Source organism: Streptomyces sp. AHU1 (assembly GCF_045343905.1).
GTDB lineage: Bacteria > Actinomycetota > Actinomycetes > Streptomycetales > Streptomycetaceae > Streptomyces > Streptomyces triticiradicis.
Map to the genome: position 1 here is coordinate 3740001 of NZ_CP174283.1, position 25810 is coordinate 3765810.

21 protein-coding genes (1 of these 21 running past the window's edge) are annotated in these 25810 nt (G+C 73.4%); 7 read left to right on the forward strand and 14 right to left on the reverse strand.

Annotated elements, in window-relative coordinates:
* Nucleotides 1–137 carry the 5' end (the start) of a stage II sporulation protein M gene (locus ACICHK_RS16735; RefSeq protein ID WP_151475026.1) on the reverse strand. Its footprint begins 871 nt before the window's first position, so 137 of the gene's 1008 nt are visible here — the first part of the coding sequence; the start codon lies at nucleotides 135–137; its stop codon lies off the left edge, out of view.
* Between the two features lie 130 nt (nucleotides 138–267).
* Between ACICHK_RS16735 and ACICHK_RS16740 the strand changes: the two genes are divergently transcribed.
* A complete protein-coding gene (locus tag ACICHK_RS16740; RefSeq protein ID WP_406837536.1) occupies nucleotides 268–1176 on the forward strand; it encodes an RDD family protein in 909 nt (302 codons plus the stop codon).
* 41 nt (nucleotides 1177–1217) lie between these two features.
* Here the strand turns inward: ACICHK_RS16740 and ACICHK_RS16745 are convergent, their stop codons facing one another.
* From ACICHK_RS16745 to ACICHK_RS16780, 8 genes are all read right to left on the reverse strand, one after another.
* On the reverse strand, nucleotides 1218–1874 hold the full coding sequence (locus tag ACICHK_RS16745) for a hypothetical protein (protein WP_406837537.1): 657 nt from the start codon (nucleotides 1872–1874) through the stop codon (nucleotides 1218–1220).
* Nucleotides 1875–1974: 100 nt separating this feature from the next.
* Nucleotides 1975–3432: an adenosylhomocysteinase gene (gene ahcY / locus ACICHK_RS16750; RefSeq protein ID WP_151475023.1), complete on the reverse strand. Its 1458-nt coding sequence runs from the start codon at nucleotides 3430–3432 to the stop codon at nucleotides 1975–1977.
* Between the two features lie 387 nt (nucleotides 3433–3819).
* Nucleotides 3820–4800, reverse strand: coding sequence for a cation diffusion facilitator family transporter (locus tag ACICHK_RS16755; protein ID WP_406837538.1), 981 nt, complete (start codon nucleotides 4798–4800; stop codon nucleotides 3820–3822).
* A gap of 146 nt (nucleotides 4801–4946) precedes the next feature.
* Nucleotides 4947–6098, reverse strand: coding sequence for a mannose-6-phosphate isomerase, class I (manA, locus tag ACICHK_RS16760; protein ID WP_406837539.1), 1152 nt, complete (start codon nucleotides 6096–6098; stop codon nucleotides 4947–4949).
* Between the two features lie 128 nt (nucleotides 6099–6226).
* Nucleotides 6227–7354 carry an SIS domain-containing protein gene (locus ACICHK_RS16765; RefSeq protein ID WP_406837540.1) on the reverse strand — a complete coding sequence of 376 codons (1128 nt, stop codon included), beginning with the start codon at nucleotides 7352–7354 and terminating at the stop codon, nucleotides 6227–6229.
* Between the two features lie 306 nt (nucleotides 7355–7660).
* On the reverse strand, nucleotides 7661–7831 hold the full coding sequence (locus ACICHK_RS16770; protein ID WP_103553626.1) for a Trm112 family protein: 171 nt from the start codon (nucleotides 7829–7831) through the stop codon (nucleotides 7661–7663).
* Between the two features lie 634 nt (nucleotides 7832–8465).
* Nucleotides 8466–9827, reverse strand: a complete 1362-nt coding sequence (locus ACICHK_RS16775; RefSeq protein WP_406837541.1) for a phosphomannomutase/phosphoglucomutase — start codon at nucleotides 9825–9827, stop codon at nucleotides 8466–8468.
* 277 nt (nucleotides 9828–10104) lie between these two features.
* The gene (locus ACICHK_RS16780; protein ID WP_192582539.1) at nucleotides 10105–10581 is read right to left on the reverse strand and encodes a DUF3499 domain-containing protein; all 477 of its coding nucleotides are present in this window, start codon (nucleotides 10579–10581) and stop codon (nucleotides 10105–10107) included.
* A gap of 261 nt (nucleotides 10582–10842) precedes the next feature.
* Here ACICHK_RS16780 and ACICHK_RS16785 point away from each other — a divergent pair, with 261 nt between their 5' ends.
* Nucleotides 10843–11286 carry a metallopeptidase family protein gene (locus ACICHK_RS16785; RefSeq protein WP_151471235.1) on the forward strand — a complete coding sequence of 148 codons (444 nt, stop codon included), beginning with the start codon at nucleotides 10843–10845 and terminating at the stop codon, nucleotides 11284–11286.
* A 49-nt stretch (nucleotides 11287–11335) separates the two neighbouring features.
* On the opposite strand, the gene ACICHK_RS16790 is transcribed toward ACICHK_RS16785, so the two are convergent.
* From ACICHK_RS16790 to ACICHK_RS16800, 3 genes are all read right to left on the reverse strand, one after another.
* On the reverse strand, nucleotides 11336–12823 hold the full coding sequence (locus tag ACICHK_RS16790; protein WP_406837542.1) for a DUF5719 family protein: 1488 nt from the start codon (nucleotides 12821–12823) through the stop codon (nucleotides 11336–11338).
* Nucleotides 12820–16566, reverse strand: a complete 3747-nt coding sequence (locus tag ACICHK_RS16795) for a glycosyltransferase (protein ID WP_406837543.1) — start codon at nucleotides 16564–16566, stop codon at nucleotides 12820–12822. The genes ACICHK_RS16790 and ACICHK_RS16795 overlap by 4 nt, the downstream gene beginning before the upstream one ends.
* Nucleotides 16567–16797: 231 nt before the next feature.
* Complete coding sequence (locus tag ACICHK_RS16800) at nucleotides 16798–17061, reverse strand: WhiB family transcriptional regulator (RefSeq protein WP_003975777.1); 264 nt, start codon at nucleotides 17059–17061, stop codon at nucleotides 16798–16800.
* 730 nt (nucleotides 17062–17791) lie between these two features.
* Between ACICHK_RS16800 and ACICHK_RS16805 the strand changes: the two genes are divergently transcribed.
* From ACICHK_RS16805 to ACICHK_RS16820, 4 genes are all read left to right on the forward strand, one after another.
* Entirely contained in the window at nucleotides 17792–18280 is a 489-nt protein-coding gene (locus ACICHK_RS16805) for a cysteine dioxygenase family protein (protein ID WP_151471239.1), read from the forward strand.
* An 87-nt stretch (nucleotides 18281–18367) separates the two neighbouring features.
* Nucleotides 18368–19351: a 2-phospho-L-lactate transferase gene (gene cofD, locus ACICHK_RS16810; protein ID WP_151471240.1), complete on the forward strand. Its 984-nt coding sequence runs from the start codon at nucleotides 18368–18370 to the stop codon at nucleotides 19349–19351.
* A 5-nt stretch (nucleotides 19352–19356) separates the two neighbouring features.
* A complete protein-coding gene (locus ACICHK_RS16815) occupies nucleotides 19357–20673 on the forward strand; it encodes a coenzyme F420-0:L-glutamate ligase (protein ID WP_406841243.1) in 1317 nt (438 codons plus the stop codon).
* Nucleotides 20674–20913: 240 nt separating this feature from the next.
* A complete protein-coding gene (locus tag ACICHK_RS16820; RefSeq protein ID WP_406837544.1) occupies nucleotides 20914–21927 on the forward strand; it encodes a DNA-3-methyladenine glycosylase family protein in 1014 nt (337 codons plus the stop codon).
* 219 nt (nucleotides 21928–22146) lie between these two features.
* Here the strand turns inward: ACICHK_RS16820 and ACICHK_RS16825 are convergent, their stop codons facing one another.
* A complete protein-coding gene (locus ACICHK_RS16825; protein WP_406837545.1) occupies nucleotides 22147–23229 on the reverse strand; it encodes a sugar phosphate nucleotidyltransferase in 1083 nt (360 codons plus the stop codon).
* Nucleotides 23230–23426: 197 nt separating this feature from the next.
* A complete protein-coding gene (locus ACICHK_RS16830) occupies nucleotides 23427–24824 on the reverse strand; it encodes a peptidoglycan recognition protein (RefSeq protein WP_406837546.1) in 1398 nt (465 codons plus the stop codon).
* Nucleotides 24825–24952: 128 nt separating this feature from the next.
* On the opposite strand from ACICHK_RS16830, the gene ACICHK_RS16835 reads away from it, so the two are divergent.
* The gene (locus tag ACICHK_RS16835; protein WP_151471245.1) at nucleotides 24953–25708 is read left to right on the forward strand and encodes a TIGR03089 family protein; all 756 of its coding nucleotides are present in this window, start codon (nucleotides 24953–24955) and stop codon (nucleotides 25706–25708) included.
* Nucleotides 25709–25810: the final 102 nt, after the last annotated feature.

Consider the following 25810-nt stretch of genomic DNA (forward strand, 5'->3'; position numbering starts at 1 on the left):
AGATGGGTGGCGGTGCGCTGGTACAGGGTGATGAGTTCGTCGGCCTCCGCCCCGGTCAGACGGCGTTGACGGCGCAGCAGGGCGTCGAGTCTGTCCCACTCGGACCGGTGGGCGGAGACGAAGACGTCGAGGTCCATCGGTTTGCCTGCTCCTCGGCTGCGCATCGGGGGCTCATCGTGGATGTCAGCTTGTCCTACTGGGGCGCGATGTGACCTCAGCTTGGCAGACTGGCGGTTGTCGGGGCAGGTCGGGGGAAGGGCGGCGGGCGTGAGTGAGCTGGTGACGGGCGAGGCCGTGGCACTGGAGCTGCGGCCCGCGAAACTGCCGAGCCGGGCGCTCGCCGTGGTGCTCGACCTGGTCGTGGCGTTGACGGTCTACATCGTCGTGACCATCGGTCTGGTCGCCGCGACCGCGGCGCTGGACGACGCGGCGCAGATCGCCGTCTCGATAGCGAGCTTCCTGCTGGTGCTGGTCGGCGGTCCGATCGCCGTGGAGACACTCAGCCACGGCCGCTCCCTGGGGAAGCTGGCGTGCGGGCTGCGGGTGGTGCGGGACGACGGCGGGCCGATCCGGTTCCGGCACGCTCTGGTGCGCGGTGCCGTGGGCGTGGTCGAGATCCTGATGACGTTCGGGATCGTCGCGTGCGTCGCCTCGCTGGTGTCGGAGCGCGGGCGGCGGCTCGGTGACGTGTTCGCGGGGACGCTTGTCGTGCGGGAGCGGATTCCGGTGGAACGCGTGCCGTACGTTCCCCCGCCGCCGCCGCCGTGGCTGGCGGGGCGGTTCGCGGAGCTCGACCTGTCCGCCGTGCCGGACGGACTGTGGCTGGACATCCGGCAGTACCTGACGCGGATGCGGCAGCTGGATCCGCAGATCGGTGGGGCGATGGCGGAACGGCTCGCCGTGGATCTCGCCGCTCGTACCGGTGCTCCGGCGCCGCAGGGTGTACCGGCCGGCGCGTATCTGGCGGCCGTCGTGCACGAGCGCCAGACGCGGGAGGTCCGTCGGACGTTCGGTGCCGCCCCGGACGGTTTCGCGTCCCCCGCACCCGGTGGCCGCCCCTTTCCCCAGCCCGGCGGTCCTGTCGGCAACGCCTTCCGGCCTGCCGACCCTGTTGGGCCGGGCCGGCAGGCCGGTCGGGAGGAGCGTCCGTCGACCGGCTTCGCGCCGCCCGCGTAGCCGCGTGGCCGCCCTCGGTGCCGGCCCTGGACGGCCCTCCGTCAGGTGAACACCGACGGCGGTGATTCGAGGTGCTCCAGTTCGATGCCGGGGGCCGCGAGCACCACGTCCCCCGCGATGTGCACGGCGTGCTGTTCCCCGGTGTCCAGCGCTGTGACCTGGTATTCGTCCACGGTCAGCGGGCCGTTGTCGGTGGCGTGTGTTTCGCTTGCGATCAAGGCCCAGGACTGGTCGAGGGTGCGCGGGGCGAGGACCGGGTCGGTGAAGGCGACGAGGCGGACGCGGGTCGCCGCGGCGGGGGCGGAAGCGGTGAGGCGCAGGAGGCGGGCGGTGGCGACGAGGAAGGCGGGGGAGGTGCCGGTGAAGGCGTGGGCGGGCACGTTGCCTTCGGTCGCCCCGGTTCCGGTGGGGTCGGTGCGGACCCAGGTCACGCCGTCGAGGGCGGCGCCCCTGACCTGCCAGCCCCCGGCGTGCAGTTCGAGCCGGATGGGGCGGCCGAGACCGTCGAGGGCGAGATCGACGGAACCGGTGACGGTCGGCTTTCCGGGCTCGGGGAGGCCGTCGGGCGCGGTGCCGGACGGGGTCGTGAGCTGGGAGACGTAGCGCCAGCCGGAGGGGCCGGGCGCGCAGTTGAAGTGTTCGTCGGCGAGGGGGGTGTGATCGTGCGGGTCATGGAGCGAATAGCGGCCACGGGGCATGGGCGTTCAGGTCCTCATCGGGGACAGGCCCCCGCCGGGAGGGCGGGGGCCTGCTGACATCCGGACGCCGAGCGGTGGTACCGCTGCTCGGCGGGCGTGCTCAGTAGCGGTAGTGGTCCGACTTGTACGGGCCCTCGACCTCGACACCGATGTACGAGGCCTGCTCCGGGCGGAGCGTCGTCAGCTTGACGCCGAGGGCGTCGAGGTGGAGGCGGGCGACCTTCTCGTCGAGGTGCTTGGGCAGCACGTAGACGTCGGTCGGGTACTCCTCGGGCTTGGTGAACAGCTCGATCTGGGCCAGGGTCTGGTCCGCGAAGGAGTTGGACATCACGAACGAGGGGTGGCCGGTGGCGTTGCCCAGGTTCAGCAGGCGGCCCTCGGACAGCACGATGATGACCTTGCCGTCGGGGAACTTCCAGGTGTGGACCTGGGGCTTGACCTCGTCCTTGACGATGCCGTCGATCTTCGCGAGACCGGCCATGTCGATCTCGTTGTCGAAGTGACCGATGTTCCCGACGATCGCCTGGTGCTTCATCTTGGCCATGTCGGCGGCCATGATGATGTCCTTGTTGCCGGTCGTGGTGACGAAGATGTCGGCCTTGTCGATGACCTCGTCCAGCGTCGTGACCTGGTAGCCGTCCATCGCCGCCTGCAGGGCGCAGATCGGGTCGATCTCGGTGATGATCACGCGGGCGCCCTGGCCGCGCAGCGACTCCGCGCAGCCCTTGCCCACGTCGCCGTAACCGCACACGACGGCGGTCTTGCCGCCGATCAGGGTGTCGGTGGCACGGTTGATGCCGTCGATCAGCGAGTGCCGGCAGCCGTACTTGTTGTCGAACTTCGACTTCGTCACCGCGTCGTTCACGTTGATCGCCGGGAACAGCAGGGTGCCGTCACGGTGCATCTCGTACAGACGGTGGACACCCGTGGTGGTCTCCTCCGTCACGCCGCGGATCTCCGAGGAGAGCTGGGTCCACTTCTGCGAGCCGTCCGTGATGGTGCGGTGCAGGAGTTCGAGGATGACGCGGTGCTCGTCGGACTCGGCGGTGTCGACCGAGGGGACCTTGCCGTCCTTCTCGTACTCGACGCCCTTGTGGACGAGGAGGGTGGCGTCACCGCCGTCGTCGAGGATCATGTTCGGGCCGCCGGTGGGGCTGTTCGGCCAGGTCAGCGCCTGCTCCGTGCACCACCAGTACTCCTCCAGGGTCTCGCCCTTCCAGGCGAAGACCGGGACGCCCTGCGGGTTCTCGGGCGTGCCGTTCGGGCCGACCGCGATGGCGGCGGCGGCGTGGTCCTGGGTGGAGAAGATGTTGCAGGAGGCCCAGCGGACCTCGGCGCCCAGGGCGACGAGGGTCTCGATGAGGACGGCGGTCTGCACCGTCATGTGCAGGGAGCCGGTGACGCGGGCGCCCGCGAGGGGCTGCGCCTCGGCGTACTCCTTGCGGATCGACATCAGGCCGGGCATCTCGTGCTCGGCGAGGGTGATCTCCTTGCGGCCGAACGCGGCCAGGGAGAGGTCGGCGACCTTGAAGTCCTGTCGGTTGTCGACAGTCGTCATTACGAGCTGCTCCTCAGGATCGGGGGCGAGGTGGGTAGGGCTGTTCTGCGCGGCGGCGGCACGGCGCGTGCCCGACCGGGGCACGGACGTACACCGGCGGGACACAGGTGTGCCCGGTGCGCGCAGCGCAGTCCGTCGGAGGCCCTCTCTCCCTCGGCCGGTCCGCGGTGGGACCGCCCGACCGCCATCAGCAGCGACGTCTGGCTCAGTCACCAAGCTACACCGGTGGACCTGTCCCTCCCCAGTCCACCTCCGGACAAAGCGGCCTCCACCGGCCTGAACGGAAGGGGTCGGCGCAGGTCACGGCCGTAGGACCTGGACGCCGGAACGCCGCCGGGGCCCGTCCGGGTTCTCGGACGGGCCCCGGCGGCGCGGGAGCGACCGGGATCAGTGACCGGCCGGCGACGGCGTCGGGCCGCCGGGGGTCGCGGCGGGGTCCGGGCCCTTGGCCGCCTCGGCCTCGCTGTAGATGTCCGGCTCCAGGTAGATCACCCGGGCGATCGGGACGGCGGCGCGGATGCGGGCCTCGGCGGCGTCGATCGCCTTGGCGACCTCGGCGGCCGTGTCGTCGTGCTGGACGGCGATCTTCGCGGCGACCAGCAGTTCCTCGGGGCCGAGGTGGAGCGTGCGCATGTGGATGATGCCGGTGACGGTGTCGCCGTCGACCATCGCCGCCTCGATCTTCGCGGTCTCCTCCGGGCCCGCCGCCTCGCCCAGCAGGAGCGACTTGGTCTCCGCGGCGAGCACCAGCGCGATCAGGATGAGCAGGACGCCGATGCAGACCGTGCCGATGCCGTCCCAGACGCCGTCGCCCGTGAGCAGGGCGAGGCCGACGCCGCCGAGCGCGAGGACCAGACCGATGAGCGCGCCGAAGTCCTCCAGGAGGACGACCGGCAGTTCGGGGGCCTTGGCGCGGCGGATGAACTGGGACCAGGAGTGCGAGCCGCGCAGCTCGTTGGACTCCTTGATGGCCGTGCGGAAGGAGAAGCCCTCGGCGATGATCGCGAACACCAGCACCCCGACCGGCCAGTACCAGTGCTCGATCTCGTGCGGGTGCACGATCTTCTCGTAGCCCTCGTAGACGGCGAACATGCCGCCGACGGAGAACAGGACGATCGAGACGAGGAAGGCGTAGATGTAGCGCTCGCGGCCGTATCCGAAGGGGTGCTGCGGGGTCGCCTGGCGCTGGGCCTTCTTGCCGCCGATCAGCAGCAGCGCCTGGTTGCCGGAGTCGGCGACCGAGTGGACGCCCTCGGCGAGCATCGAGGAGGAGCCGCTGAACGCGAACGCCACGAACTTCGATGCCGCGATCGCGAGGTTGGCGCCGAGTGCCGCCACGATCGCTTTGGTGCCGCCTGAAGCGCTCATCTGCTCCTGCTGTCCCTTCGTACGCCGTCCGGACCCGTTCGTACCCTCGTACCCCGCCCGGTCCGGACTTTGCCCGCCCTTTGCGGTGGGCCATTCTTGCAGCCCGGTGCGGGGGCGGGGCGCCTCAGGTGGGTGCAGTCGTCCCGTCAGGCGACCACTGTCGCACGGAAGATCGTGCCGGACCCCGACACTTCGGCCTTTTCGCCCGCCGGTACGAAGACCGAGGTGCCGGGGGTCAGGTCGATGCCGTCGGCGCGCACGGAGCCCGCGGTGCAGAGCAGGATCTGCGGGGTCCCGCGGGTGAGGTCGCGGGGATCGGCGCCCTCGGCGACGACGTACCGGGAGAGGCGGAACTCGTCGATGGGGGTCGCGTAGACCTCCTCGCCGTCGGGGGCCGCCTCCGGACGCAGGACGCCGGGGTCGGACGCCTCGAAGCGGACCACGCGCAGGAGTTCGGGGACGTCGACGTGCTTGGGGGTCAGACCGCAGCGCAGGACGTTGTCGCTGTTGGCCATGATCTCGACGCCGAGGCCGTCCAGGTAGGCGTGCGGGATGCCGGCGCCCAGGAAGAGGGCCTCGCCGGGCTGGAGCCGGACGTGGTTGAGGAGCATCGCGGCGATGACCCCGGGGTCGCCCGGGTAGTGGTGGGCGAGGCCGGCGTACGGGGCGTGGTCGCCGCCGAGGCGTTCGCAGGCGGCCGTGGTCTCGGCGACCGTGCGGGCCATGTCCTCGGGGTCGGCGCTCAGCACCGCCGTGAGGACCTCGCGCAGCGCCGCCTCCTCCGGGTGGGCGCGCAGCAGGTCGACGTACGGCTTGAGGGAGTCGACCCCGAGGGCTTCGAGGAGCGCGGCCGCCTCCTCGGGGGCGCGGAAGCCGCACAGACCGTCGAACTCGGTGAGCGCGCAGATCAGTTCGGGCTTGTGGTTGGCGTCCTTGTAGTTGCGGTGCGGGGCGTCGACCGGGACGCCCCGGCGCTCCTCGTCCTCGTAGCCCTCCCGTGCCTGTTCGAGGTCGGGGTGCACCTGGAGGGAGAGGGGGGCTCCGGCGGCGAGGAGCTTGAGGAGGAACGGCAGGCGGGGGCCGAACTTGGCGACGGCGGCGCGGCCGAGTTCCTTCTCCGGGTCCTCGGCGACGACCTCGTTGAGCGGACCGCGCCCGGTGCGCGAGGGTGCGCCCGGGTGGGCGCCCATCCACATCTCCGCCTGCGGTTCGCCGGTCGGCTCGACGCCGAGCAGCCGGGGGATGGCGGTGGTCGAACCCCAGGCGTAGGGGCGGACGGTGTTGTCGAGGCGGTCCATCGGTGTCTTCTTCTCCATACGTGCGCTGCGCGGCCCGCCGGGTGCGGGTGCCGGTCGGGAGGCGTGGTGTCAGGGGCCCGGGCCGCGGGGTCCGGCGACGGGCGCCGGGCGCGGGGTCCCGCCCAAGATCAGGCCCCCGAGGCGAGCGCCAGGTAAACGGCGGCGAAATCCGTGATGGCGATCAGCTCGGCGAGGGTCTCCAGTTCGCCGCCCTCCTCCGGTTCGAGCTCGCTGATCGCGGTGTCGTGGCTCAGGGCGAGTTCCCGGGCGGCCGGTGCGGCGCTGATCCCGCCGATGGGACGGTCGCGGAGCAGCACCACGCGCGCGTGCAGCGCCTGTGCCTCCTCGACGCGGTCCCGGAAGAAGTCGTCGGGGTCCGCGCCGGCGGCGAGCGCGCCCGCGAGGAGCACGCTGTGCGAGGCGAGCGCCTCGGGGAGTTCGGCGGTGAGCGCGGGGCGGCCGGCGAGTTCGGCGAGCGCGGCGGTGAAGCGGCGGCCGGCCGGTCCCGCCGAGGTGCCCTCCGTCCAGATCACCGGGAGCGCCTCGGCCAGATCGGCGGCGAGCGTCTTGGCGGGGTTGTGGTACGCCGCGATGGCGGGGCCGCAGCGCTCGGCCACGCGGTCGAGGCGGTCGGCGACCTTCTGCAGCGCCTGCGGCGGGGCGGAGACCAGGCCGGTGCGGTCGAGGAGGGCGAGCAGCGGGGTGAGCAGCGCCCAGAGCACGCCGGGGGCCGAGGCTCCCAGGGGCTCCTCCTGGTCGTAGGGGGCGGTCGCCATGGGGACGAAGAGGCCGTGGCTGCCCTGCACCCACTCGGCGAGGGGGGCTCCGGCGGGGGCGACGGCGGCGACGGTGCTGCCGCGCCGGTAGGCCTGCTCGATGAGCAGTTCCAGACCGGGTTCGCTGCCGTCGGGGGTGGCGATCAGCAGGAGGTCGACGGGGCCCGCCCAGCCGGGCAGGTCCCAGCGCAGGGCGCCTCCGGCGGGGGCGACGCCCGTGGGGGTGAGCCGGGTGAGGGGGCAGCTCGCGCCGGCGAGGGTGCCGAGGAGTTCGGCGACGCCGGTGGCGGCCATGCCGGGGCCCGCGATCAGGACGGCACGCGGGCGGCCGTCCGGCTTCAGCTCGGAGATGCCGGCCTCGGTGGCGTGCCGGACCGCGGTGCGCACCCGGGCGCCGGCCTCGGCGGCGCCGCGGAGCAGGGCCCGCCGGTCGGCCCGGGTGAGCGCGTCGGGATCGTCGAGGAGCGATTCGTCGAGCATGGGGTCGGTAGCCTCCGATCACCGGGGCACTTGCGAGTGGGCCGCCGGGTCGCTTGCACGGGGTCGCTCGCGCGAGGTGCCGAGCGGCGCTGGGTCGGACCGGGGCCGGCCGGGTGTGCGCCGGTCACCGGTCGGGACGGCCGCGTCGCCGTGGTCCGTGCGGGTGGCGGTGCCGCCGCTCGTCGTCGGGCGCGTGGCTCGTCGTCGTGCCTGCCGCGCCGTCGGTACGCCCGTGGGCGGGGACGGCGCCGCCTGCGCCTCGCGGGCGGCGGTCGCGGGCCGCTGTGCGCGAGGCGGGCGCGTCGGTTACGCGGGGCGCCGGGCCTCGTCGACCAGGAGTACGGGGATGCCGTCGCGGACCGGGTAGGCGAGGCCGCAGTCCGCTCCCGTGCAGATCAGCTCGCTCTCCTGCTCCTTGAGCGGGGCGTGGCAGGCCGGGCAGGCGAGGATCTCCAGGAGGCCGGCTTCGAGCGGCATGGGGTGTCCTTCCGAAACGGTGGATGCGGCCTGGTCAGGGTACCGCTGCGGGAAGCGGGGCGCCGGGGCGCGCCCACGGTTCGTGAGGCGCGCGGAGCGGGTGCACGGGCCTCCGCGACCGGTGTCCCCGGCCGTGTCCGCGTCCGTCCCGGCCGCCCGGCCACCGCCCGCCGTCCGCCCGTCGGCGGGCCCGGCGTCCGCGGGACGCGGCGCGCGCCAGCGTCCGGCGGCCGGGTCCCCGCCTCCGGGTCCGTCCACGCCGACCGGCCGCCGGCCCGATGGCGACGGCCCGCCGCCCGCGGCACCGCCTGATGACGCCCCGACAGGTGCGACGGCCTCGTCGTCGTGCGGTCGCGCGACGGGGACGGCGGTACGCGGGTGGAGGCATCCCGCGGTGCACCGTGACCCGGCGCGGTGGCGCGGGCGGGGGTGAACCGGGCGCGGGTGGACCAAGCGCGGGTGGGCCGGGCACTGCCGCTCGGGTCTCGCACGGGCCGGGCCTGTCAGCCCCTGCACGGCGGGCCGGCCGGGGGCGCCGGGTTCGCTCCGGCCCGGCGCGGCGGGCGGGATCGGGCCCGGCGGGCCGGGCCGGGTCGGGCGGGAGGCCGGGGCGGCCCGGTCCGCGTGGTCCGGCTCAGCCTCTGATGATCTCCAGGACCTCGTCCCGGAGCCTCGTCATCGTCGCCTCGTCGCGGGCCTCGGCGTTGAGGCGGAGGAGGGGTTCGGTGTTGGAGGGGCGGACGTTGAACCACGCGTCCCCGACGGTGACCGTCAGGCCGTCGAGCTCGTCGATGACGACGCCCTCGCGGCCCTCGTAGGCGGCCCTGACGGCGGCGAGTCGGGCCGTCTGGTCGTCGACCGTGGAGTTGATCTCGCCCGAGCCCGCGTAGCGGTCGTACTCCGCGACGAGCCCGGAGAGCGGGCCGTCCTGGCCGCCGAGGGCGGCGAGGACGTGGAGGGCGGCCAGCATGCCGGTGTCGGCGTTCCAGAAGTCGCGGAAGTAGTAGTGCGCGGAGTGTTCGCCGCCGAAGATCGCGCCGGAGGTGGCCATCTCGGCCTTGATGAAGGAGTGGCCGACGCGGGTGCGGACCGGGGTGCCGCCGTGCTCGCGGACGACCTCCGGGACCGACCAGGACGTGATGAGGTTGTGGATGACCGTGCCGCCGCCGTGCTTGGCCAGTTCGCGGGCGGCGACCAGCGCGGTGATCGCGGACGGGGAGACCGGCTCGCCCCGCTCGTCGACGACGAAGCAGCGGTCGGCGTCGCCGTCGAAGGCGAGGCCGAGGTCGGCGCCCTCCTCGCGGACGCGCTTCTGGAGGTCCACGATGTTCGCCGGGTCGAGCGGGTTGGCCTCGTGGTTCGGGAAGGTGCCGTCCAGTTCGAAGTACATCGGGACGAGTTCCAGCGGCAGGCCGGAGAACACGGTCGGCACGGTGTGTCCGCCCATGCCGTTGCCCGCGTCGACGACGACCTTCAGGGGGCGGATCGAGGTCAGGTCGACGATGGAGCGCAGGTGTGCCGCGTAGTCCTCCAACGTGTCCCGCCGCGTGATCGTTCCGGGCGTCGCGTCCGAGGCCGGGGCGCCGGAGTCGAGCCAGGTCTCGGCGAGTCGGCGGATCTCGGCGAGGCCGGTGTCCTGGCCGACGGGGGCCGCGCCCGCCCGGCACATCTTGATGCCGTTGTACCGGGCCGGGTTGTGCGAGGCGGTGAACATGGCGCCCGGCAGTCCGAGCGCCCCCGAGGCGTAGTACAGCTGGTCCGTGGAGCACAGGCCGATCTCGGTCACGTCGGCGCCGCGGGCCGCGGCGCCGCGCGCGAAGGCGCGGGACAGGCCGGGCGACGAGGGCCGCATGTCGTGCCCGATCACGATGGCGTCCGCTTCGGTCACCTGGACGAAGGCGGCGCCGAACAACTCCGCGAGCGGCTCGTCCCACTGGTCCGGGACCACCCCGCGTACGTCGTACGCCTTCACGAGCTGCGACAGATCAGCAGTCACGGCCAACCCTCCAGAAGTCCACTTCGGTCGCCCCAAACTACCTGTCCGGGCCGATGGCGGGCGGTATCGAGGCCAGGCGGGGAGCACGCGTGACGTGCGGAGCGTTCCCTGTCGTCCGGGGAGGAGCGGCACGGCTCGATACGGCGTCCGCGTACGGTCCCGTCGGGGCACGCGTGTGCGGCGGCACCCGCCAAGGCGGCTTCGGTGTCGGCGAGTTGCCCGGAGGCACGGTCCGAGGCGGTGGAGTCCCGCGGCGGGCGGGCGACTTGGGCGGGGCTCAGTTCTCGGGCGAGCGCAGGATCCGCAGGTGGCCGCGGCGCGCGACCTCCATCGGGTCCGCCGAGCGGGCACTGCCGCCGGCCTCCGCCGCGCGCTTCTGCGGACGGGCCGCCTCGCGCACCGCGTTCGCCAGCGCCTCCAGGTCGTCGCCGCTGGGACGCGCGGGACCGGAGGAGTCGGCGAGACGGACGACCTCCCAGCCGCGCGGCGCGGTGAGGCGCTCGGAGTGCTCGGCGCACAGGTCGTAGCAGTGGGGTTCGGCGTAGGTGGCGAGCGGGCCGAGGACCGCGGTCGAGTCGGCGTAGACGTACGTCAGCGTCGCGACGGCGGGACGGCCGCAAGCGGTGCGCGAACAGCGACGTACAAGGCTCACGAGGTTGGACGGTACCGCACTCTTGAGCGGGCCGCGACGACTCTCCCCCAGGTCACCCCACCGTGTCGTGCTGTGAGACGCCCCACACCGCTTTCCGGGCATCAGAGCCTGACCTGGGGCGACATCGGATGCCGACATACCGAACAGGCTTGAGTCCGGTCACCACTTGGTGCGAATCAGGTCAATTGGCATGCCTGAGACGGTCTTGGAGAGATGCGGAATCGAACTCAATCTCACCTGGAATGGTCATCGGGTGCCATCCGGAAGTCGCTCCGGGCCGGGGACCGGCGATTCGTCCGTCCGTCGGCGACCGGGGCGCGGGACCGGGCGGCCGGGCCGGGCGGGGACTACTCTTCACCAGTGATGGACGACCCCGTACCGCCCCGTGCCGCAGCAGCCGGTCCCCGCCGTCGTGACCGCCACGGCAGGGGCATGCGCGGCCCCGTGGCGCCGCCCCAGGTACCGCTCGCGGCGAGCCGTGCCGAGGTCTTCGCGGACCTGGTGCAGGACTCCGTGGAGCGACTGGAGCGACGCTGGCCGCAACTCACGGACGTCGACTTCGTGGTTCTCGAGGTCCCCCGCCTGGAGGGCGAGGGCTGGAACGACGAGGCGGTGCCGCTGGGCGGCACGGTCCCGGCGCGCGAGGGGCAGCCCGCGCGCGTGGTCGTCTACCGCCGTCCCGTCGAGATCCGCACCAAGGGACGCGACGAGCGCGCCGCCCTGGTGCACGAGGTCGTCGTGGAACAGGTCGCCGAACTGCTGGGCCTGACGCCGGAGACGGTCGACCCGCGATACGACGAGGACTGAGGACGGCCCGGGCCGAGTCGCTCGGCCCGGGCGGGTCAGCGGTCCTGGATCACTGCTCCAGCAGCACCGAGAGGTCCTGTTCGGCGTCCGGCACCGAGACCGTCCCGCGGTCGTCCGGAAGGTTCTGGATCGTGAAGGCGGGAACGCCCTCACGGGTCGCCGAGAGCATCCGGGACGCGTAGACCGGACCTCCGGAGACCGGCTCGACGGTGAGGGCGTACGTGCCCTTGAGGCCGCTCGGGACGGGTGCCTCGACGTCCTGGGTGGTCCCGCCCTTGACGGTGAACGTCTTCGAGACGGCCGTACCGCCCCCGCTGCCCGCGGACGCGGTGACCTTGACCCTGGCTCCCTCCGTGGGGGCGGTCAGGGCGAGCGTGGACCCCTTGGCGCTGTTGTCCGCGACCGTCGCGCGCGCGCCGACCGGAGCGGTGGCCGGGATGAACGCGGTCTCCTGGTCGGCGCCCTTGCCGCGCACCACCCGCAGGGCGGCGACGACCGGCACGGACGAGCCGGTGGGCGTGAGCACCAGGGAGCCCGCCTCGCCGCGGGTGACGTCCCCGAGGTCGACGGCGGCGGTCATCCCGGCCTTCACGTGCAGCGTCTCGTTGCCCGCCGGGGTGATCGTCCCCGAGGGCGAGGCGAGGCGGACCTTCAGGTCGGCGTCCGTGTCGCCGGGTGCGAAGACGACCAGGCGCACGGAGGTGGCGTCCTTGGGGATGCCCGGCATGACGAGACCGTCCGCGGGGTCGGTGGAGGCGGTGAGCCAGTCGCCGCCCGTCTTGGCGTCCAGTGCCTGCACGGCGGCTCCGATCCGGCCGCTGCGGACCTTCACGTGCACGGTGAGATCGGCCTGCGGATCACCGGCCAGCGTGTTCAGCAGGATCGGTTCGCTGGCGTGCGCCTGGACCGTGATCCCGTCGGCCACCGTGGACTTGAGCGTGCCGTCCTTGCCGTACAGATCGATGTCGACGACCGCCGCCGCGTCGTCCGGGTTGGTCAGGTGCACGTAATCGGTGCGCTGCGCCGCGGTGCTGGCACCGGGGAACCAGAACTCGGTGTCGGGCGCGGTGCAGTTGACGCCGAGCAGGCCGCGTCCGACGCCCGCGGCGACCTCCGTGGTCTCCTGGACCGTCCAGCCGGGGGCGAACTTGCCGGACGCGAGGCCGACGAGCGCGGGCGCGTCGGCGCCCGAGGTGTCTCCGGTCGCCGGCTTGCCGGGCTCCTTGGGCGACACGACGGGCTCGGCGGACTTGGCGCCGCCCTTCTTGCCGTCGGCCGACTCCTCGGTGGCGGACTGGAGTTGGGCCTTGCCGCTGCCGCTCGCGCCCTCCACGACGGGTGTGAAGGACGTGTACGCGGTGTCCGCGATGTCGGAGGTGCTCGGCTGCGGGCAGAGCAGGCTGGTGCGCTCCACGGGCAGCCGGGTGGCCGCGGCGGCGGCGCCGCCGGAGGTGCCGGGCGACTCGATGGTCGCGAACCCCGTGACGGCGGCGAGCACGGTCACCGCGGCGATCAGGGACAGGGTGGTGCGGTTCACTGATGGCTCCCGTCGGGGCGCTCACTGTCGGTGCCGTGCGGCTGCGTGGGGTCGTACGCCGGGTCGTAGCCCCGCTCGCCCGTCTCGTAGCCCTGGCCCCGGGAATCGAAGGGCCCGCCGTTCGCGTCGTAGCCCTGGCCGTAGTTCTGGTCGTACGCCGCCGTGCCTCCGTAGGCGTACGGGTCGTACTGGCCGCCCTGGTAGGGATCCGCCTGGTACGGCTGCTCGTAGGTGCCCGCCGGGTACCCGCGCTGCCCCTCGTACTGCTCGCCGCCGTAGTTGTCGTACTCGGCGTTCGCGTAGCTCGGGGTGTCCCATTCGCCGTACGACTGCTGGTGCGGGACGGCGACGGCCGGGACCTCCTGGTCCTCGCCCCCGTCCTCGTCCGTGCCGGCGTCGGTATCGGTGTCGGCGGGGAACTCGTCGTCGAAGTCCCGGTCCTCGTCGGACTGCGCGGCCTCCGCCTCGGCCTCGGCCTGGGCGCGCAGGCGGCGGGCGCGGCGGCCGTCGCCCGTCATGTCCTCGGCGGTCACGGCCTGCTGCTCCTCGGGGAGGTCGTCGTCGACGTCCCGGCGCCGCCCGGGGAGGGCGAGCACCACGAGGACCAGGGCGAGGGCGCCCTGGGCCCACAGCCAGGCCGTGTGGCTCAGCGGGGCGTCGAACGTGACGTCCAGCCTGCCGCCGGCGGCGGGCAGCCGGAAGCCCTGGGCCCAGCCGTCGACCGTGGTGCGGGTGAGCGGCTTGCCGTCCAGGGTCGCCGTCCAGCCGGCCTCGGCGCTGTCGGCCAGGCGCAGGACGCGGCCGTCGTCCCCGGCGGGGATCGTGGTGTGCACCTCGACCGGACCGGCCGCGATGGACTCGGGGTCGCCGGACGCGGGGACGATCGCGGCGCGCGAGACCTGCCGGTCGACGCGCCACAGGGCGCTGCCGTCCTGCTGGCTCAGCCGGGACAGGCCCGTGGTGGCGTCCAGGACCCGGCTCACCTCGCGCGGCGCGCCCTTGCGGACCAGGACGTAGCGCACGGCGAAAGCACCGAGTTCGTCGGCCTGGTCGGCGCCGGAGCCCGCCACGAGGTTGGCGACGACCTTGTCGAGCTTCTTGTTCTCGCCGCCGGCCGAGGCGAGTTCGGCGTCCCCGAGACGGGCGCCGGAGCCGCGGACGAGGACGTAACCGACCTCGGCGGCCGAGCGGCTGTCGAGGACGAGCGTGCGGGCCTGGTCGCGGGTGCCGCTCTCCTCGGCGACGAACGCGGGCACCTGCACCGGGTCGCGGCGCTCCACGGGTCCGTCGGCGCCGCGGATGATCCATCCGGCGGCGACGAGCAGCGGGCCCGCGGCGCAGGCGAAGGCGATGAGCGCGGCCACCGGCTGGCGCCAGCCGAAGCTCTGCTCGGCCACGCGCGCGCGTGCCCCGTCGGAGCCGACGACGGCGGCGGCGAGCAGCGCGAGGCCGTACACGAGGGTCGCGGGTCCCGCCCAGGCGGAACGGTTGGACAGGACCGCGAAGACGAGTGCCACGACGGCGACGACCCAGGCGGTCCGGATCCCCGCCTGGCGCTCGGAGCGCAGCAGGGCGGCCAGCGCGGCGAGCACGATGCCGAAGAGCATCAGCCCGCTGACGGTGCCCGGACCGCCGGGGCTGGCGCCGAGCAGGTCGAACGCGGAGGCCGCGCCGGCGCCGTAGTCCAGACCGGCCTGCCGGAAGAAGCCGAACGGCAGCAGGGTCAGCGACCAGGGGGCGAGGACCAGCAGCGGGGTGCCGAGCTGGGCCAGGAAGCGGAGCCCGTAGGCGGGGATCTCCCTGCGGCGCACCACGAGGAGTGCGACGCCGAGCACCAGCGCGATGGGCCACACGATCGGGGTGAACGCCGTGGTGAACGTCAGCAGCAGGGCGTACGCCCAGGTGGCGCGCCAGCTGCCGCGTGCCCGGGAGCCGTTGGCGAGGCCGCTCGCCGCGATGCCCGCGCGCGCGATGAGCGGCAGCAGGATCGCGAGGACGGCGGTGCCGATGTGGCCGCCCGCGAGCGCGCCGGTGGCGGCGGGCAGGAAGGCGTAGACGACGGACGCCCAGGCGCGCAGCAGGCGGGACTCGACGAGGGGGCGGGAGGCGAAGTACGCGGCGAAGCCGGCCAGCGGCACGGATCCCACGAGGAGCACGGTGACCGCGAGCCCGGTGGAGCCGAGGAGCGTGGAGGCCAGCAGCGCGACGAGCGCGAGGTAGGGCGGGGCGGACTGGGCCCCGCCCGCGCCGACCGGATGCCAGCCGTCGAGGTAACGCGCCCACAGGTCGGAGGCGTCCGCGGGGGCGGGCAGCAGCGCGCCGCCCGCGAGGGCCCCGCCGCCGATCAGCTGGCGGCACGCGAGGAGCGAGACGAACAGGAGCACCAGGAAGAGCATCGGGCCGGGGTTGCGCGCGATGCGCTTGATCCGGGCGAACTGCTCGATCTCCAGGAAGTCCCCGTCGTCGCCGCCCGGTCCGGACTCGACGGCGCCTCCGTGCCGTCCGGCGCCCGTGGCGACGTCGGCGTCGGAGCCGCTCATCAGATTGCCGGCGACCTGCTCGAAGGTGGCCCGCACGGTGGCGCCCGGAGGCGGGAACAGGGCCCGCAGTTCGCCCTTGTCGACCTGCGGCCGGCCGCGCCTGCGCCGTCCGGCGATGATCCGCTCGGGCCGCAGCAGGACGCTCAGGAGGCCGCGGATCTCGTCGACGGCCTGTCCGGGGACCTTGCCCACGAGGTAGGCGACCGTGCGCACCAGGGTGCCGAGGACGAGGCGGATCAGGATCCACGGGAGCTGCGCGGTACGGGCGTTGACCAGGAGGGTGTAGACGGCGCCCGCCTTGTCGACCCGGTGCGGGGACGCGGCGGTGCGGCCCACGCAGTCGACGGCGCGGCGCTCGCGGGAGGCCGCCTCGGCGTGCCGTACGACGGCTTCCGGGGCGACGAGCACCCGGTGTCCGGCGGCCTGGGCGCGCCAGCACAGGTCGACGTCGTCGCGCATGAGGGGCAGTCGGCGGTCGAAGCCGCCGAGCTCCTCGAAGACATCGCGCCGGATCAGCATTCCCGCGGTGGACACGGACAGTGCGGGGTGGACGTGGTCGTGCTGCCCCTGGTCCTGCTCGCGGCGGTCCAGGCCGGTCCAGCGGCGGCCGGAGTTGGCGATGGTGACGCCGACCTCGAGGAGCGCCTTGCGGTCGTACCAGCCGCGGAGCTTGGGTCCGACGACGGCCACGTCCTGGCCGAGCTCCCGCTCGTTCTCCACGACGCGCAGCAGCTGGGCCAGGGCGTCGGGCTCCGGGGCGCTGTCGTCGTGCAGCAGCCAGAGCCACTGTTCGGGCTCGCCGTGCGGGAGGTCCGGCATGTCGTAGGCGTCGTCGCGCCAGCTGCGGGTGACGGGGTCCCAGCCGCTCGGACGCTTGAGGTAGGGCAGGTCGTCCGGGGTCAGCTCGGGGGCGGTGCGGGACGCCTCCTCGACGGCCTGGCCGAATCCGGTGCGCCGCGCCAGGTGCAGCACGCGGTCGTCGCCGAGCGCCTCGGTGAGCAGCTGGGCGGATTCGTCCGCGCTGCCGGTGTCGGCCGCCACCGCGTTCTGCACGGGGCGGTCCTGGCCGAGCAGCCCGGCGAGCGCCTGTGGCAGCCAGCGGGCGCCGTCGTGGGAGACGAGCACCGCGGTCACTACATGGCGCGGAAACTCAGGGGCGGCAGCGGCGTCGTTACTGGCTGCCGAAAGGCTGTGCACGGACATCGAGGTACGGGCCCCGGTTCGATGGACTGCGGTGGACGTCTGTGTCCGGCGGGGACAGCGGGACGTCTCGGACGAGGGCCCACACTAACGGCTGGGAAAGACGACGGTCCGCCGCCTGTGGACAACCCACGGGCGACGGACCGTTCCTTACGCGACGCTGTGTGCCGTTTGGTCGGTGGCACCCGCGGGTGCGGACCGGCGTCCCGGGCCCGCCTCCCCGCGCGACCGTTCTCAGACGGCGGCCTTCTTCAGACGGCGCCGCTCCCGCTCGGACAGACCGCCCCAGATGCCGAACCGCTCGTCGTTGGCGAGCGCGTACTCGAGGCACTCGGAGCGGACTTCACAGGCGAGGCACACCTTCTTGGCCTCACGGGTGGAGCCGCCCTTCTCGGGGAAGAAGGACTCGGGGTCGGTCTGGGCGCACAGCGCGCGCTCCTGCCAGCCGAGTTCCTCGTCCGCGTCGTCGACCAGCAGTTGCTGCACCAGCTCGGTCATGTGCGCCCCTCGTCTGTCTTTCGCGTCCCCGTGATGCTGTCGTTACCGAGTTCGGCTGAACGACACGAGTGAAATTACAAGTGTGCCGATCCGAGCCAGTCAAGCCGAGATCTGCTATTGGGCCCCTTATTCACTCTGCGGAACCAAGGGTATGCGGAAAGTGTTCAAATCGGCATAAACCCTGACAGCCCAAGAGGTCCAGGTCAGACGCCCACCCCCTCACGAAGGAGGACGTCCGGGTGTTCGATCCCGTTCCGACGCAGACCTCGAAGCGAATCGGATCACATTTAGATCACGGGTCCGCGGCGAGGTTTGTTCACCCGGTTGTGCGCCATGTGTCCGGGGAGTCCCCTGAGCAAACCTTTCGCCTGCCAGATGAACCGGATGAGGTGAAACATCTCCCACATTCCGGACATGCAGTTGACAGTCGAGGTGTGAACCGCTCTCCTAGTGGGCATGCTCGCGAACTTGGCACTCACCTCGACCCGCACCGCCGGGTCCCTCGGTGCTGCCCACGCGCGCTGTAGCTGTTGTTGCTGTTCCAGCTGTTGAGCCCTACCCCGCTCCGGCTGCCTCGCCGCCACTGAGGCGAATCCCCGCCCCTCCACCGGGGCCCACCGCCCCCACCAGGGCTCCTCCCCGCCCCCGATCCGGGCGGACCCCGCTCGCGACCCGGGCGGAAACGGCCAGCGACACCCCAGCACTCTCCCGCCGAGGAACCACCGCACCCATGAACAGCGACAGCGACCTCCAGATCGCCGGCGACATCCTCGAAGTCCCGCACCTGCTCCAGCCGCCGCGCGAACACCCCTCCACGGTGGCCGAGTTCGCCGGTCTGGCGCGCTCCATCGCCGCCGACCGCTCCCAGTGGGAGCACCTCGTCCGCTACGACGCCGCCTCGCGCTGGTACCACCGGCTGCGCACGGGACCCGGCTACGAGGTGTGGCTCCTGTCCTGGGTGCCCGGACAGGGCAGCGGACTGCACGACCACGGGGGCTCCTCCGGCGTACTGACGGTTCTGGACGGCGCGCTGACCGAGCGCACCGAGCGGGGCACGCGCGCCCTGGGCGCCGGCGCGCAGCGCGTGTTCGCGCCCGGCTACGTCCACGAGGTCGTCAACGACTCGCTCGAACCGGCCGTCAGCCTGCACGTCTACTACCCGGGCCTCACCGACATGCCGATGCACGCGGCGCGTTGCGCGGTCGCCGAGACCGTGTGACCCGTCCGGGCCGGAGAGCGGCCCGCGGCCACCCGAGTCCCGTGACCGGCTGACACGTCGTCGTCGCCGCCTGCGAGACTGAGCCCCATGCGCATTGTGGTTCTGGCAGGCGGTATCGGTGGTGCACGGTTCCTGCGTGGTCTCCGGCAGGCCGTGCCGGACGCGGACATCACGGTCATCGGCAACACCGGGGACGACATCCACCTCTTCGGGCTGAAGGTCTGCCCGGACCTCGACACGGTGATGTACACGCTCGGCGGCGGCATCAACGAGGAACAGGGCTGGGGGCGGGCCGACGAGACCTTCCACCTGAAGGAGGAGCTCGCGGCGTACGGGCTCGGACCCGAGTGGTTCGGACTCGGCGACCGCGACTTCGCGACGCACATCGTGCGGACGCAGATGATGGGCGCGGGCTATCCGCTCAGCGCCGTCACGGAAGCCCTGTGCGACCGGTGGAAGCCGGGCGTGCGCCTCATCCCCATGTCCGACGACCGCGTCGAGACCCATGTCGCCGTCACGCTGCCGGAGGGCGACCCGGCCGGGGCCGCGGGCGAGCGCAAGGTGATCCACTTCCAGGAGTACTGGGTCCGGCTGCGGGCCTCCGTGCCGGCCGAGGCGATCGTGCCGGTCGGCGCCGAGCAGGCGAAGCCCGCTCCCGGGGTGCTGGAGGCCATCGCCGAGGCGGACGTCGTCCTCTTCCCCCCGTCCAACCCCGTGGTCTCCGTCGGCACCATCCTCGCCGTGCCCGGCATCCGCGAGGCCATCGCCGAGGCGGGCGTGCCGGTCGTCGGCCTCTCCCCCATCGTCGGCGACGCGCCCGTGCGCGGCATGGCCGACAAGGTGCTGGCCGCGGTGGGTGTCGAGTCCACCGCCGCCGCGGTCGCCGAGCACTACGGTTCGGGCCTCCTCGACGGCTGGCTCGTCGACACGGTCGACGCCTCCGCCGTGGAGCGCGTCGAGACGGCCGGCATCCGCTGCAGGGCCGTACCGCTGATGATGTCCGACCTCGACGCGACGGCGCGGATGGCGCGTGAGGCGCTGGCGCTGGCGGAGGAGGTGCGGACGTCGTGAGCTCCGTGGACACGGCGGTGCCCGGCGGCGCGGGCTACCGGGTCTGGGCGCTGGAGGGACTTCCCGAGGTACGCCGGGGAGACGATCTGGCGAAGCTCGTCGCCGCGGCCGAGCCCGGACTCGCCGACGGGGACGTGCTCCTCGTCACCTCCAAGATCGTGTCGAAGGCCGAGGGCCGGATCGTCGAGGCCGCCGACCGGGAGGCCGCCATCGACTCCGAGACGGTCCGGGTCGTGGCCCGGCGCGGGGCGCTGCGGATCGTCGAGAACCGGCAGGGTCTCGTGATGGCCGCCGCCGGGGTCGACGCCTCCAACACCCCTGCCGGGACGGTGCTGTTGCTGCCCGAGGATCCCGACGCCTCCGCGCGGGCGATCCGTGCGGGCCTGCGGGACACCCTCGGCGTCGACGTCGGTGTCGTGATCACGGACACCTTCGGGCGGCCCTGGCGCACCGGGCTCACCGACGTCGCCATCGGCGCGGCGGGCGTCCAGGTGCTGGACGACCTGCGCGGCGGCACCGACGCGCACGGCAATCCGCTCAGCGCGACCGTCGTCGCCACGGCCGACGAACTCGCCGCCGCCGGTGACCTGGTCAAGGGAAAGTCCTCCGGGCTGCCCGTCGCCGTCGTGCGCGGGCTGGCGCACCTGGTGGCCGAGGGGGACGGCACGGGAACGCGGGCGATGGTGCGCGACGCGCGCGACGACATGTTCCGGCTCGGCACCTCGGAGGCGGTACGGGAGGCCGTGACCCAGCGGCGTACCGTACGGGCCTTCACCGACGAGCCCGTCGACCCCGGTGCCGTACGCCGTGCGGTCGCCGCCGCGGTGACCGCTCCCGCGCCGCACCACACCACGCCCTGGCGCTTCGTGCTCCTGGAGTCGCAGGCGTCACGGACGCGGCTGCTCGACGCCATGCGGGACGCCTGGATCGCGGACCTGCGGGGCGACGGGAAGAGCGAGGAGTCCATCGCCAAGCGGGTCCGCCGGGGCGACGTGCTGCGCAGGGCGCCGTACCTCGTGGTGCCGTGCCTGGTCATGGACGGTTCGCACACGTACGGCGACACCCGGCGGGACGGCGCCGAGCGCGAGATGTTCGTGGTCGCCACCGGGGCGGGCGTGCAGAACTTCCTGGTCGCGCTGGCCGGGGAGCGGCTGGGCTCCGCGTGGGTGTCGTCGACGATGTTCTGCCGTGACGTCGTGCGCGAGGTGCTGGAACTGCCGGAGGACTGGGACCCGATGGGGGCCGTGGCCGTCGGGCACGCGGCGGAGGAACCGAGGGCCCGGCCGGAACGGGACGCTGCCGCTTTCGTCGAGGTGCGTTGATCGGGCGGGGGCGCCTTCACCGGGCGGGGGCGCCTCGACCAGGCGGATGCCCTCCGGTCCGGCTTGGGTGCCGGGCCCCTTCGGTGCTGAGTTCCGGGCCGGGCTGGCCGGGGATCTTCCAGGCGGCTGTGGGTGCCCTCGTCGGTCGGTCCCGGAGGGGTGTTTATGGGGTCCTGGCGTCTGGATGGGTGGGAGCGCCTACTCTCGTAGGACAGCCCGCGTACCCCTAGGACCTCACCCGTGTCTGGACGTTTCGCTCCCCGGCCGACGCGTACGACCGTGCGCGGCGGACACGCGGTGGTACCCGGCGGCGCGCCGGGCGCGGTGCCCCGTCAGAACTCCGAGCCCGGACTCGTCCGCACCTGGACGCCCGTGGGCCCGCTCGATCTCGGGCTCGTGCTCGGCCCGCTGCGGCGCGGACCGGGCGATCCGGCGTTCCGCACGACCCCCGACGGCTCCGTGTGGCGGACCAGTCGTACGCCCGCCGGGCCCGGAACGCTGCGGATCGCCCTGCGCGGCGGGGTGGCCCGGGGCGAGGCCTGGGGTCCGGGAGCCGGATGGCTGCTCGACCGGCTCCCCGACCTGCTCGGCGCCGCCGACGACCCCGACGCCTTCGAACCACGGCACCGGCTGGTCGCGCTCGCCCGGCACCGGCGGCCCGGTCTGAGGCTGGTGCGGACCGGGCTCGTGATGGAGTCGCTGATCCCGTCCGTCCTGGAACAGAAGGTCACCACCGACGAGGCGTACCGCGCGTGGCGCTCGCTCGTCCGGAAGTTCGGAGAGCCCGCGCCGGGGCCCGCTCCCGAGCGGATGTACGTCATGCCCGCGCCGCGGACGTGGGCGCTGATCCCGTCCTGGGAGTGGCACCGGGCCGGGGTCGACGACAAGCGGGCCGCCACGATCCTGCGGGCCGTACGGGTCGCGGCGCGGCTGGAGGAGGCCGTCGGGCTCGATCCCGTACAGGCGCGGCGGCGGCTGGAGCTGGTGCCCGGCATCGGGCCGTGGACGTCCGCGGAGGTCGTGCAGCGCAGTCATGGCTGCGCGGATTCCGTGACCGTGGGGGATCTGCATCTGCCGGGGATCGTGGGGTACGCGCTGGCCGGGGACCGGGACGCCGACGACTCCGTCATGCTGGAACTGCTGGAGCCCTACGCGGGGCAGCGGCATCGGGCCGCCCGGCTGATCCTGCTCTCCGGGCGCACTCCGCCCCGGCGGGCGCCGAAGATGCCTCGCGTGGACATCGGGCTGCTCTAGGCGGTCCCGGCAGCCGCACGCCGCGCGCCGCCTCCGCTTCGCGGCACCCTCCGGCGACCGTTCTTCCTCCGTACGGGCGGGATTTCGCCCCCTCCGCCCCTGCCCGTCCCGTAACGAGGGCTCCGCCCCCGGACCCCCGCTCCTCAAACGCCGGAGGGGCTGGACTTTGCCCGGCCGGGGGCGGGTGAGGACTGGTCCTCCGGCCGGGTGGTGCCGGCTCTACTGGTCCGAGGAGAAGCGGAGCGTCGATGCCGGGATGCGGGCGTCGCACCAGACGCGGGCTCCCTCGCGGAGCTCGTTGTCGGGGCCGACGACCGCGCCGTCGCCGATGACCGCGCCGGCCAGGACGGTGCGTGCGCCGATGCGGGCCCCGGCCCCGACGAAGGAGTCGGTGACGACGGCGCCGGGCTCGACGACGGCGCCGGCCAGGACGGTGCTGCCGGTGACGCGGGCACCCTCGCCGATGCGGGCGCCCTCGCCGACCACCGTGCCGCCGGTGAGCTTGGCGTCGGGGGCCACGACGGCCGTGGGCAGGACCAGGCGGTCGCCGCAGCGGCCGGGAACGGCCGGGGACGGGGCGCGGCCGAGCACCAGGTCGGCGGAGCCGCGGACGAAGGCCTGAGGGGTGCCCAGGTCCAGCCAGTAGGTGGAGTCCACCATGCCCTGGAGGTGGGCGCCGTCGGCCAGGAGCTCCGGGAAGGTCTCGCGTTCGACCGAGACCGGGCGGCCCGCGGGGATCGTGTCGATGACCGAGCGGCGGAAGACGTACGCCCCCGCGTTGATCTGGTCGGTGACGATCTCCTCGGGGCTCTGCGGCTTCTCCAGGAAGGCCGTGACGCGCCCGGTGGCGTCGGTGGGGACCAGGCCGAACGCGCGCGGGTCCTCCACCCGGGTCAGGTGCAGGGAGACGTCCGCCCCCGTCGTCCCGTGGGTCGCCACCAGCGCCGGGATGTCCAGGCCCGTCAGGATGTCGCCGTTGAAGATCAGGACCGGGTCGTCGGGCCCCGAGCGCAGCCGGGACGCCACGTTGCGGATGGCGCCGCCGGTGCCCAGCGGCTCCTCCTCGGTGACGTACTCGATGTGGAGGCCCAGTGAGGAACCGTCACCGAAGTACGGCTCGAAGACCTCGGCCAGGTAGGAGGTCGCCAGCACGATGTGCTCGACGCCCGCCGCGCGCGCCCGCGCCAGCTGGTGCGTGAGGAAGGGGACCCCGGCCGCCGGGACCATCGGCTTGGGCGTGCGCACCGTCAGCGGGCGCAGCCGGGTGCCTCTGCCGCCGACCAGGAGGATCGCTTCTGTCACCTGTCGTCTCTGCTTCCTGCCGGGACCGGCCGAACTGTCTTTCGGCCGGCCAGTGTATGCAGACCGTTCGATGGCGCCCTCGATGGCCGTGCGGTGTCCTTCGACGGGCCTCCGCCACGACTTCGGATGATCTCCGCCGGCGGCGGCCCGGCCGGTCCGCCGCCGGCCGGTCCGCTCCGGGGCCCGTCAGACAGGCCCTAACGGCCCTGGTAGCGGGCCGCCGTCGTCCTGGCCGTGCCGAGCTTGCCGTAGAGGAGCCGTCCGGGGCACTCCGTGGCGAACCCGTCCCGATGACCGGAGATCACGTTCAGTCGTACGTTCTTTCCTTTTCGGTAGAGATTGCCACCGGCCGACTTCAGGTATGTCCTGCCACGCGGATCGGCACCGTAGAGACCGAGTTTCCACGCCGTGAGCCGGGAGATGGCCTTGAGCGCGGCGTCGGTCGGCTTCGTGCCGCCGAAACTGCCGATCACGGCGATACCCATGCTGTTCGTGTTGAACCCGCGGGTGTGGGCGCCCATGACCGCCTTCGCGACGCCTCCGGCCCGGCCCTCGTAGATGTTCCCGCACTTGTCGACAAGGAAGTTGTAGCCGATGTCGCGCCAGCCGCTGCTCACCACGTGGTAGCGGTAGATACTGCGGATGATCGACGGGACCTGCGAACAGCTGTACTTGTTGCCCGACGCCGTGTGGTGCACGAAGGCCGCCTTGACCTTCTTCGTGTAGCGGAAGCCGCGCTCGCGCAGGTTCTCGTTCGCGCCCCAGCCGCGCCGCGTGACGATGCTGGGGCGCGGGCCGATGTACGGCGCCGCGCGCCGGTCGCTCATGCCGTCGGGGAAGTACGTGCGCTCCGTCTCCTCCCGGGAGAGCGCGGGGAGCCGGGCGGCTCCCGCGCCGCCCTTGCCGTCCGGCACACCCGCGTGCAGGCTCCTGGCGCGCGGCCCCGAGGGCGCGCCCCCGGCGCGTCCGGCCGTCCGGGCGTCCGGGCCCGGGGGATCCCCGCCGGGGTCGACCAGTTCGAGGCGCAGACCGCCGGGCAGCGGCGCGGCCTCACGCCCGTCCCCGGAACCGTCCCCAGAGCCGTCCTCGGCGCCCTCCTCCAGGTCCTCGGTGGCGTCCCGCGCCCCCCGCTCCGCCTCGACGCGGACCTCGACGCCGTCCGAGTTCCCCACCCACAGGGGGGCGGTGGAGCCGTGGACCCGGCGCGCCTCGCCCTCGTCGGTGCCCGGGTCGGGGGCGTGCTCGTCGTTGTGGGTCTCCACCTCCTGCCAGTCCGACCAGACGCCGGTGCCGGCCTCCCGGGTACGGACCTGGACACGGCCGTCCAGCTCGCTGGCCGGGTCGTCCCAGACCACGCCGACCAGGGAGAACGGCCGTACGTTCCGGCGGGCGAGGCCCTGGGCCCCCGCCGTCGGGCGGAGTGACCGTTCGCGGGTGAGGGGGACGAGGGGCAGGGACTGGGTGCTGCCGGGGGCGGCGGCCTCCGATGCCGCCGTCGACGGCCCGGCCTGCGCCGGGGAGGCGGGCAGGGCGAGCGGAAGGGCGAGAGCGGCCGCGCAGGTGACGCCGACCGAGGAAGCAAGGAATCCACGCATGCCCATGATCCTGGACATAGTCATACATATCTGTCCATCGCGGAATTGACGGACCGTCGGACGCGCTCCGCCGAACCGGTGGCGCGCCCGGTCCGTGCCGCGCGGCGCCCCCGCGTACGCTTGCGCGCGTGAAAGCCACCGACCGCACCCCTGCCGACCTGCTGCGATCCGCGCTCTCCGAGGATCCCGCGCGCCCTTTGGTGACCTTCTACGACGACGAGACGGGCGAACGGGTCGAATTGTCCGTGGCCACCTTCGCCAATTGGGTGGCCAAGACCGCCAACCTGCTCCAGGGCGAGATGTCCGCCGAGCCCGGTGAGCGGGTCGCGCTCCTGCTGCCCGCGCACTGGCAGACGGCGGTGTGGCTGCTCGCCTGCTCCTCGGTGGGTGTCGTCGCGGACGTCGACGGCGACCCGGCGGCGGCCGACCACGTCGTCGCGGGCCCCGGCCGGTTCGAGGACGGGCTCGCCTGTTCCGGTGAGCGCATCGCCCTCTCGCTCGCGCCGCTCGGCCGCCGCTTCCCGACGCCGCCCGCGGGATACGCCGACTACGCCGTCGAGGTGCCGAGCCAGGGCGACCGTTTCGCGGCGTACGCGCCGGTCGGCCCGGAGGAGTGCGCGCTGATCGTCGCCGGGGCCGCGTACACGGGGGCCGAGGTCGTGGAGCAGGCCCGCGCCGACGCCCGCGGCCTGGATCTGACCGGACCCGGTTCACGCATCCTGTCGGCTCTGCCGTACGACACCTGGGACGGTCTGGCCGCGGGCCTGTACGCGCCGCTCGCCACCGGCGGGTCCGTGGTGCTGTGCCGCAACGTCGGCCTGCTGGACGACGACGCGCTCGCCCGGCGGATCGAGAGCGAGCGGGTGACCGCGACGGCCCGCTGACCCGCCGAAGCCTCCGTCCCGGCGGCGTTCCGGAGGTCTCGGCCCGGGCGGAGGCTCCCCTCGGGTGCCGCCGGGACGAAAGCCCGGCACAGGGGCGGACAG

Coding starts and splice junctions, on each gene's coding strand:
- ACICHK_RS16780 (WP_192582539.1), bottom strand. CDS start 10,581: ATGCCCGGAAAGCGGTGTGGGGCGTCTCACAGCACGACACGGTGGGGT.
- ACICHK_RS16800 (WP_003975777.1), bottom strand. CDS start 17,061: ATGACCGAGCTGGTGCAGCAACTGCTGGTCGACGACGCGGACGAGGAA.
- cofD (WP_151471240.1), top strand. CDS start 18,368: ATGCGCATTGTGGTTCTGGCAGGCGGTATCGGTGGTGCACGGTTCCTG.
- ACICHK_RS16830 (WP_406837546.1), bottom strand. CDS start 24,824: ATGCGTGGATTCCTTGCTTCCTCGGTCGGCGTCACCTGCGCGGCCGCT.
- ACICHK_RS16770 (WP_103553626.1), bottom strand. CDS start 7,831: ATGCCGCTCGAAGCCGGCCTCCTGGAGATCCTCGCCTGCCCGGCCTGC.
- ACICHK_RS16765 (WP_406837540.1), bottom strand. CDS start 7,354: ATGCTCGACGAATCGCTCCTCGACGATCCCGACGCGCTCACCCGGGCC.
- ACICHK_RS16805 (WP_151471239.1), top strand. CDS start 17,792: ATGAACAGCGACAGCGACCTCCAGATCGCCGGCGACATCCTCGAAGTC.
- ACICHK_RS16745 (WP_406837537.1), bottom strand. CDS start 1,874: ATGCCCCGTGGCCGCTATTCGCTCCATGACCCGCACGATCACACCCCC.
- ahcY (WP_151475023.1), bottom strand. CDS start 3,432: ATGACGACTGTCGACAACCGACAGGACTTCAAGGTCGCCGACCTCTCC.
- ACICHK_RS16755 (WP_406837538.1), bottom strand. CDS start 4,800: ATGAGCGCTTCAGGCGGCACCAAAGCGATCGTGGCGGCACTCGGCGCC.
- ACICHK_RS16785 (WP_151471235.1), top strand. CDS start 10,843: ATGGACGACCCCGTACCGCCCCGTGCCGCAGCAGCCGGTCCCCGCCGT.
- ACICHK_RS16795 (WP_406837543.1), bottom strand. CDS start 16,566: ATGTCCGTGCACAGCCTTTCGGCAGCCAGTAACGACGCCGCTGCCGCC.
- manA (WP_406837539.1), bottom strand. CDS start 6,098: ATGGACCGCCTCGACAACACCGTCCGCCCCTACGCCTGGGGTTCGACC.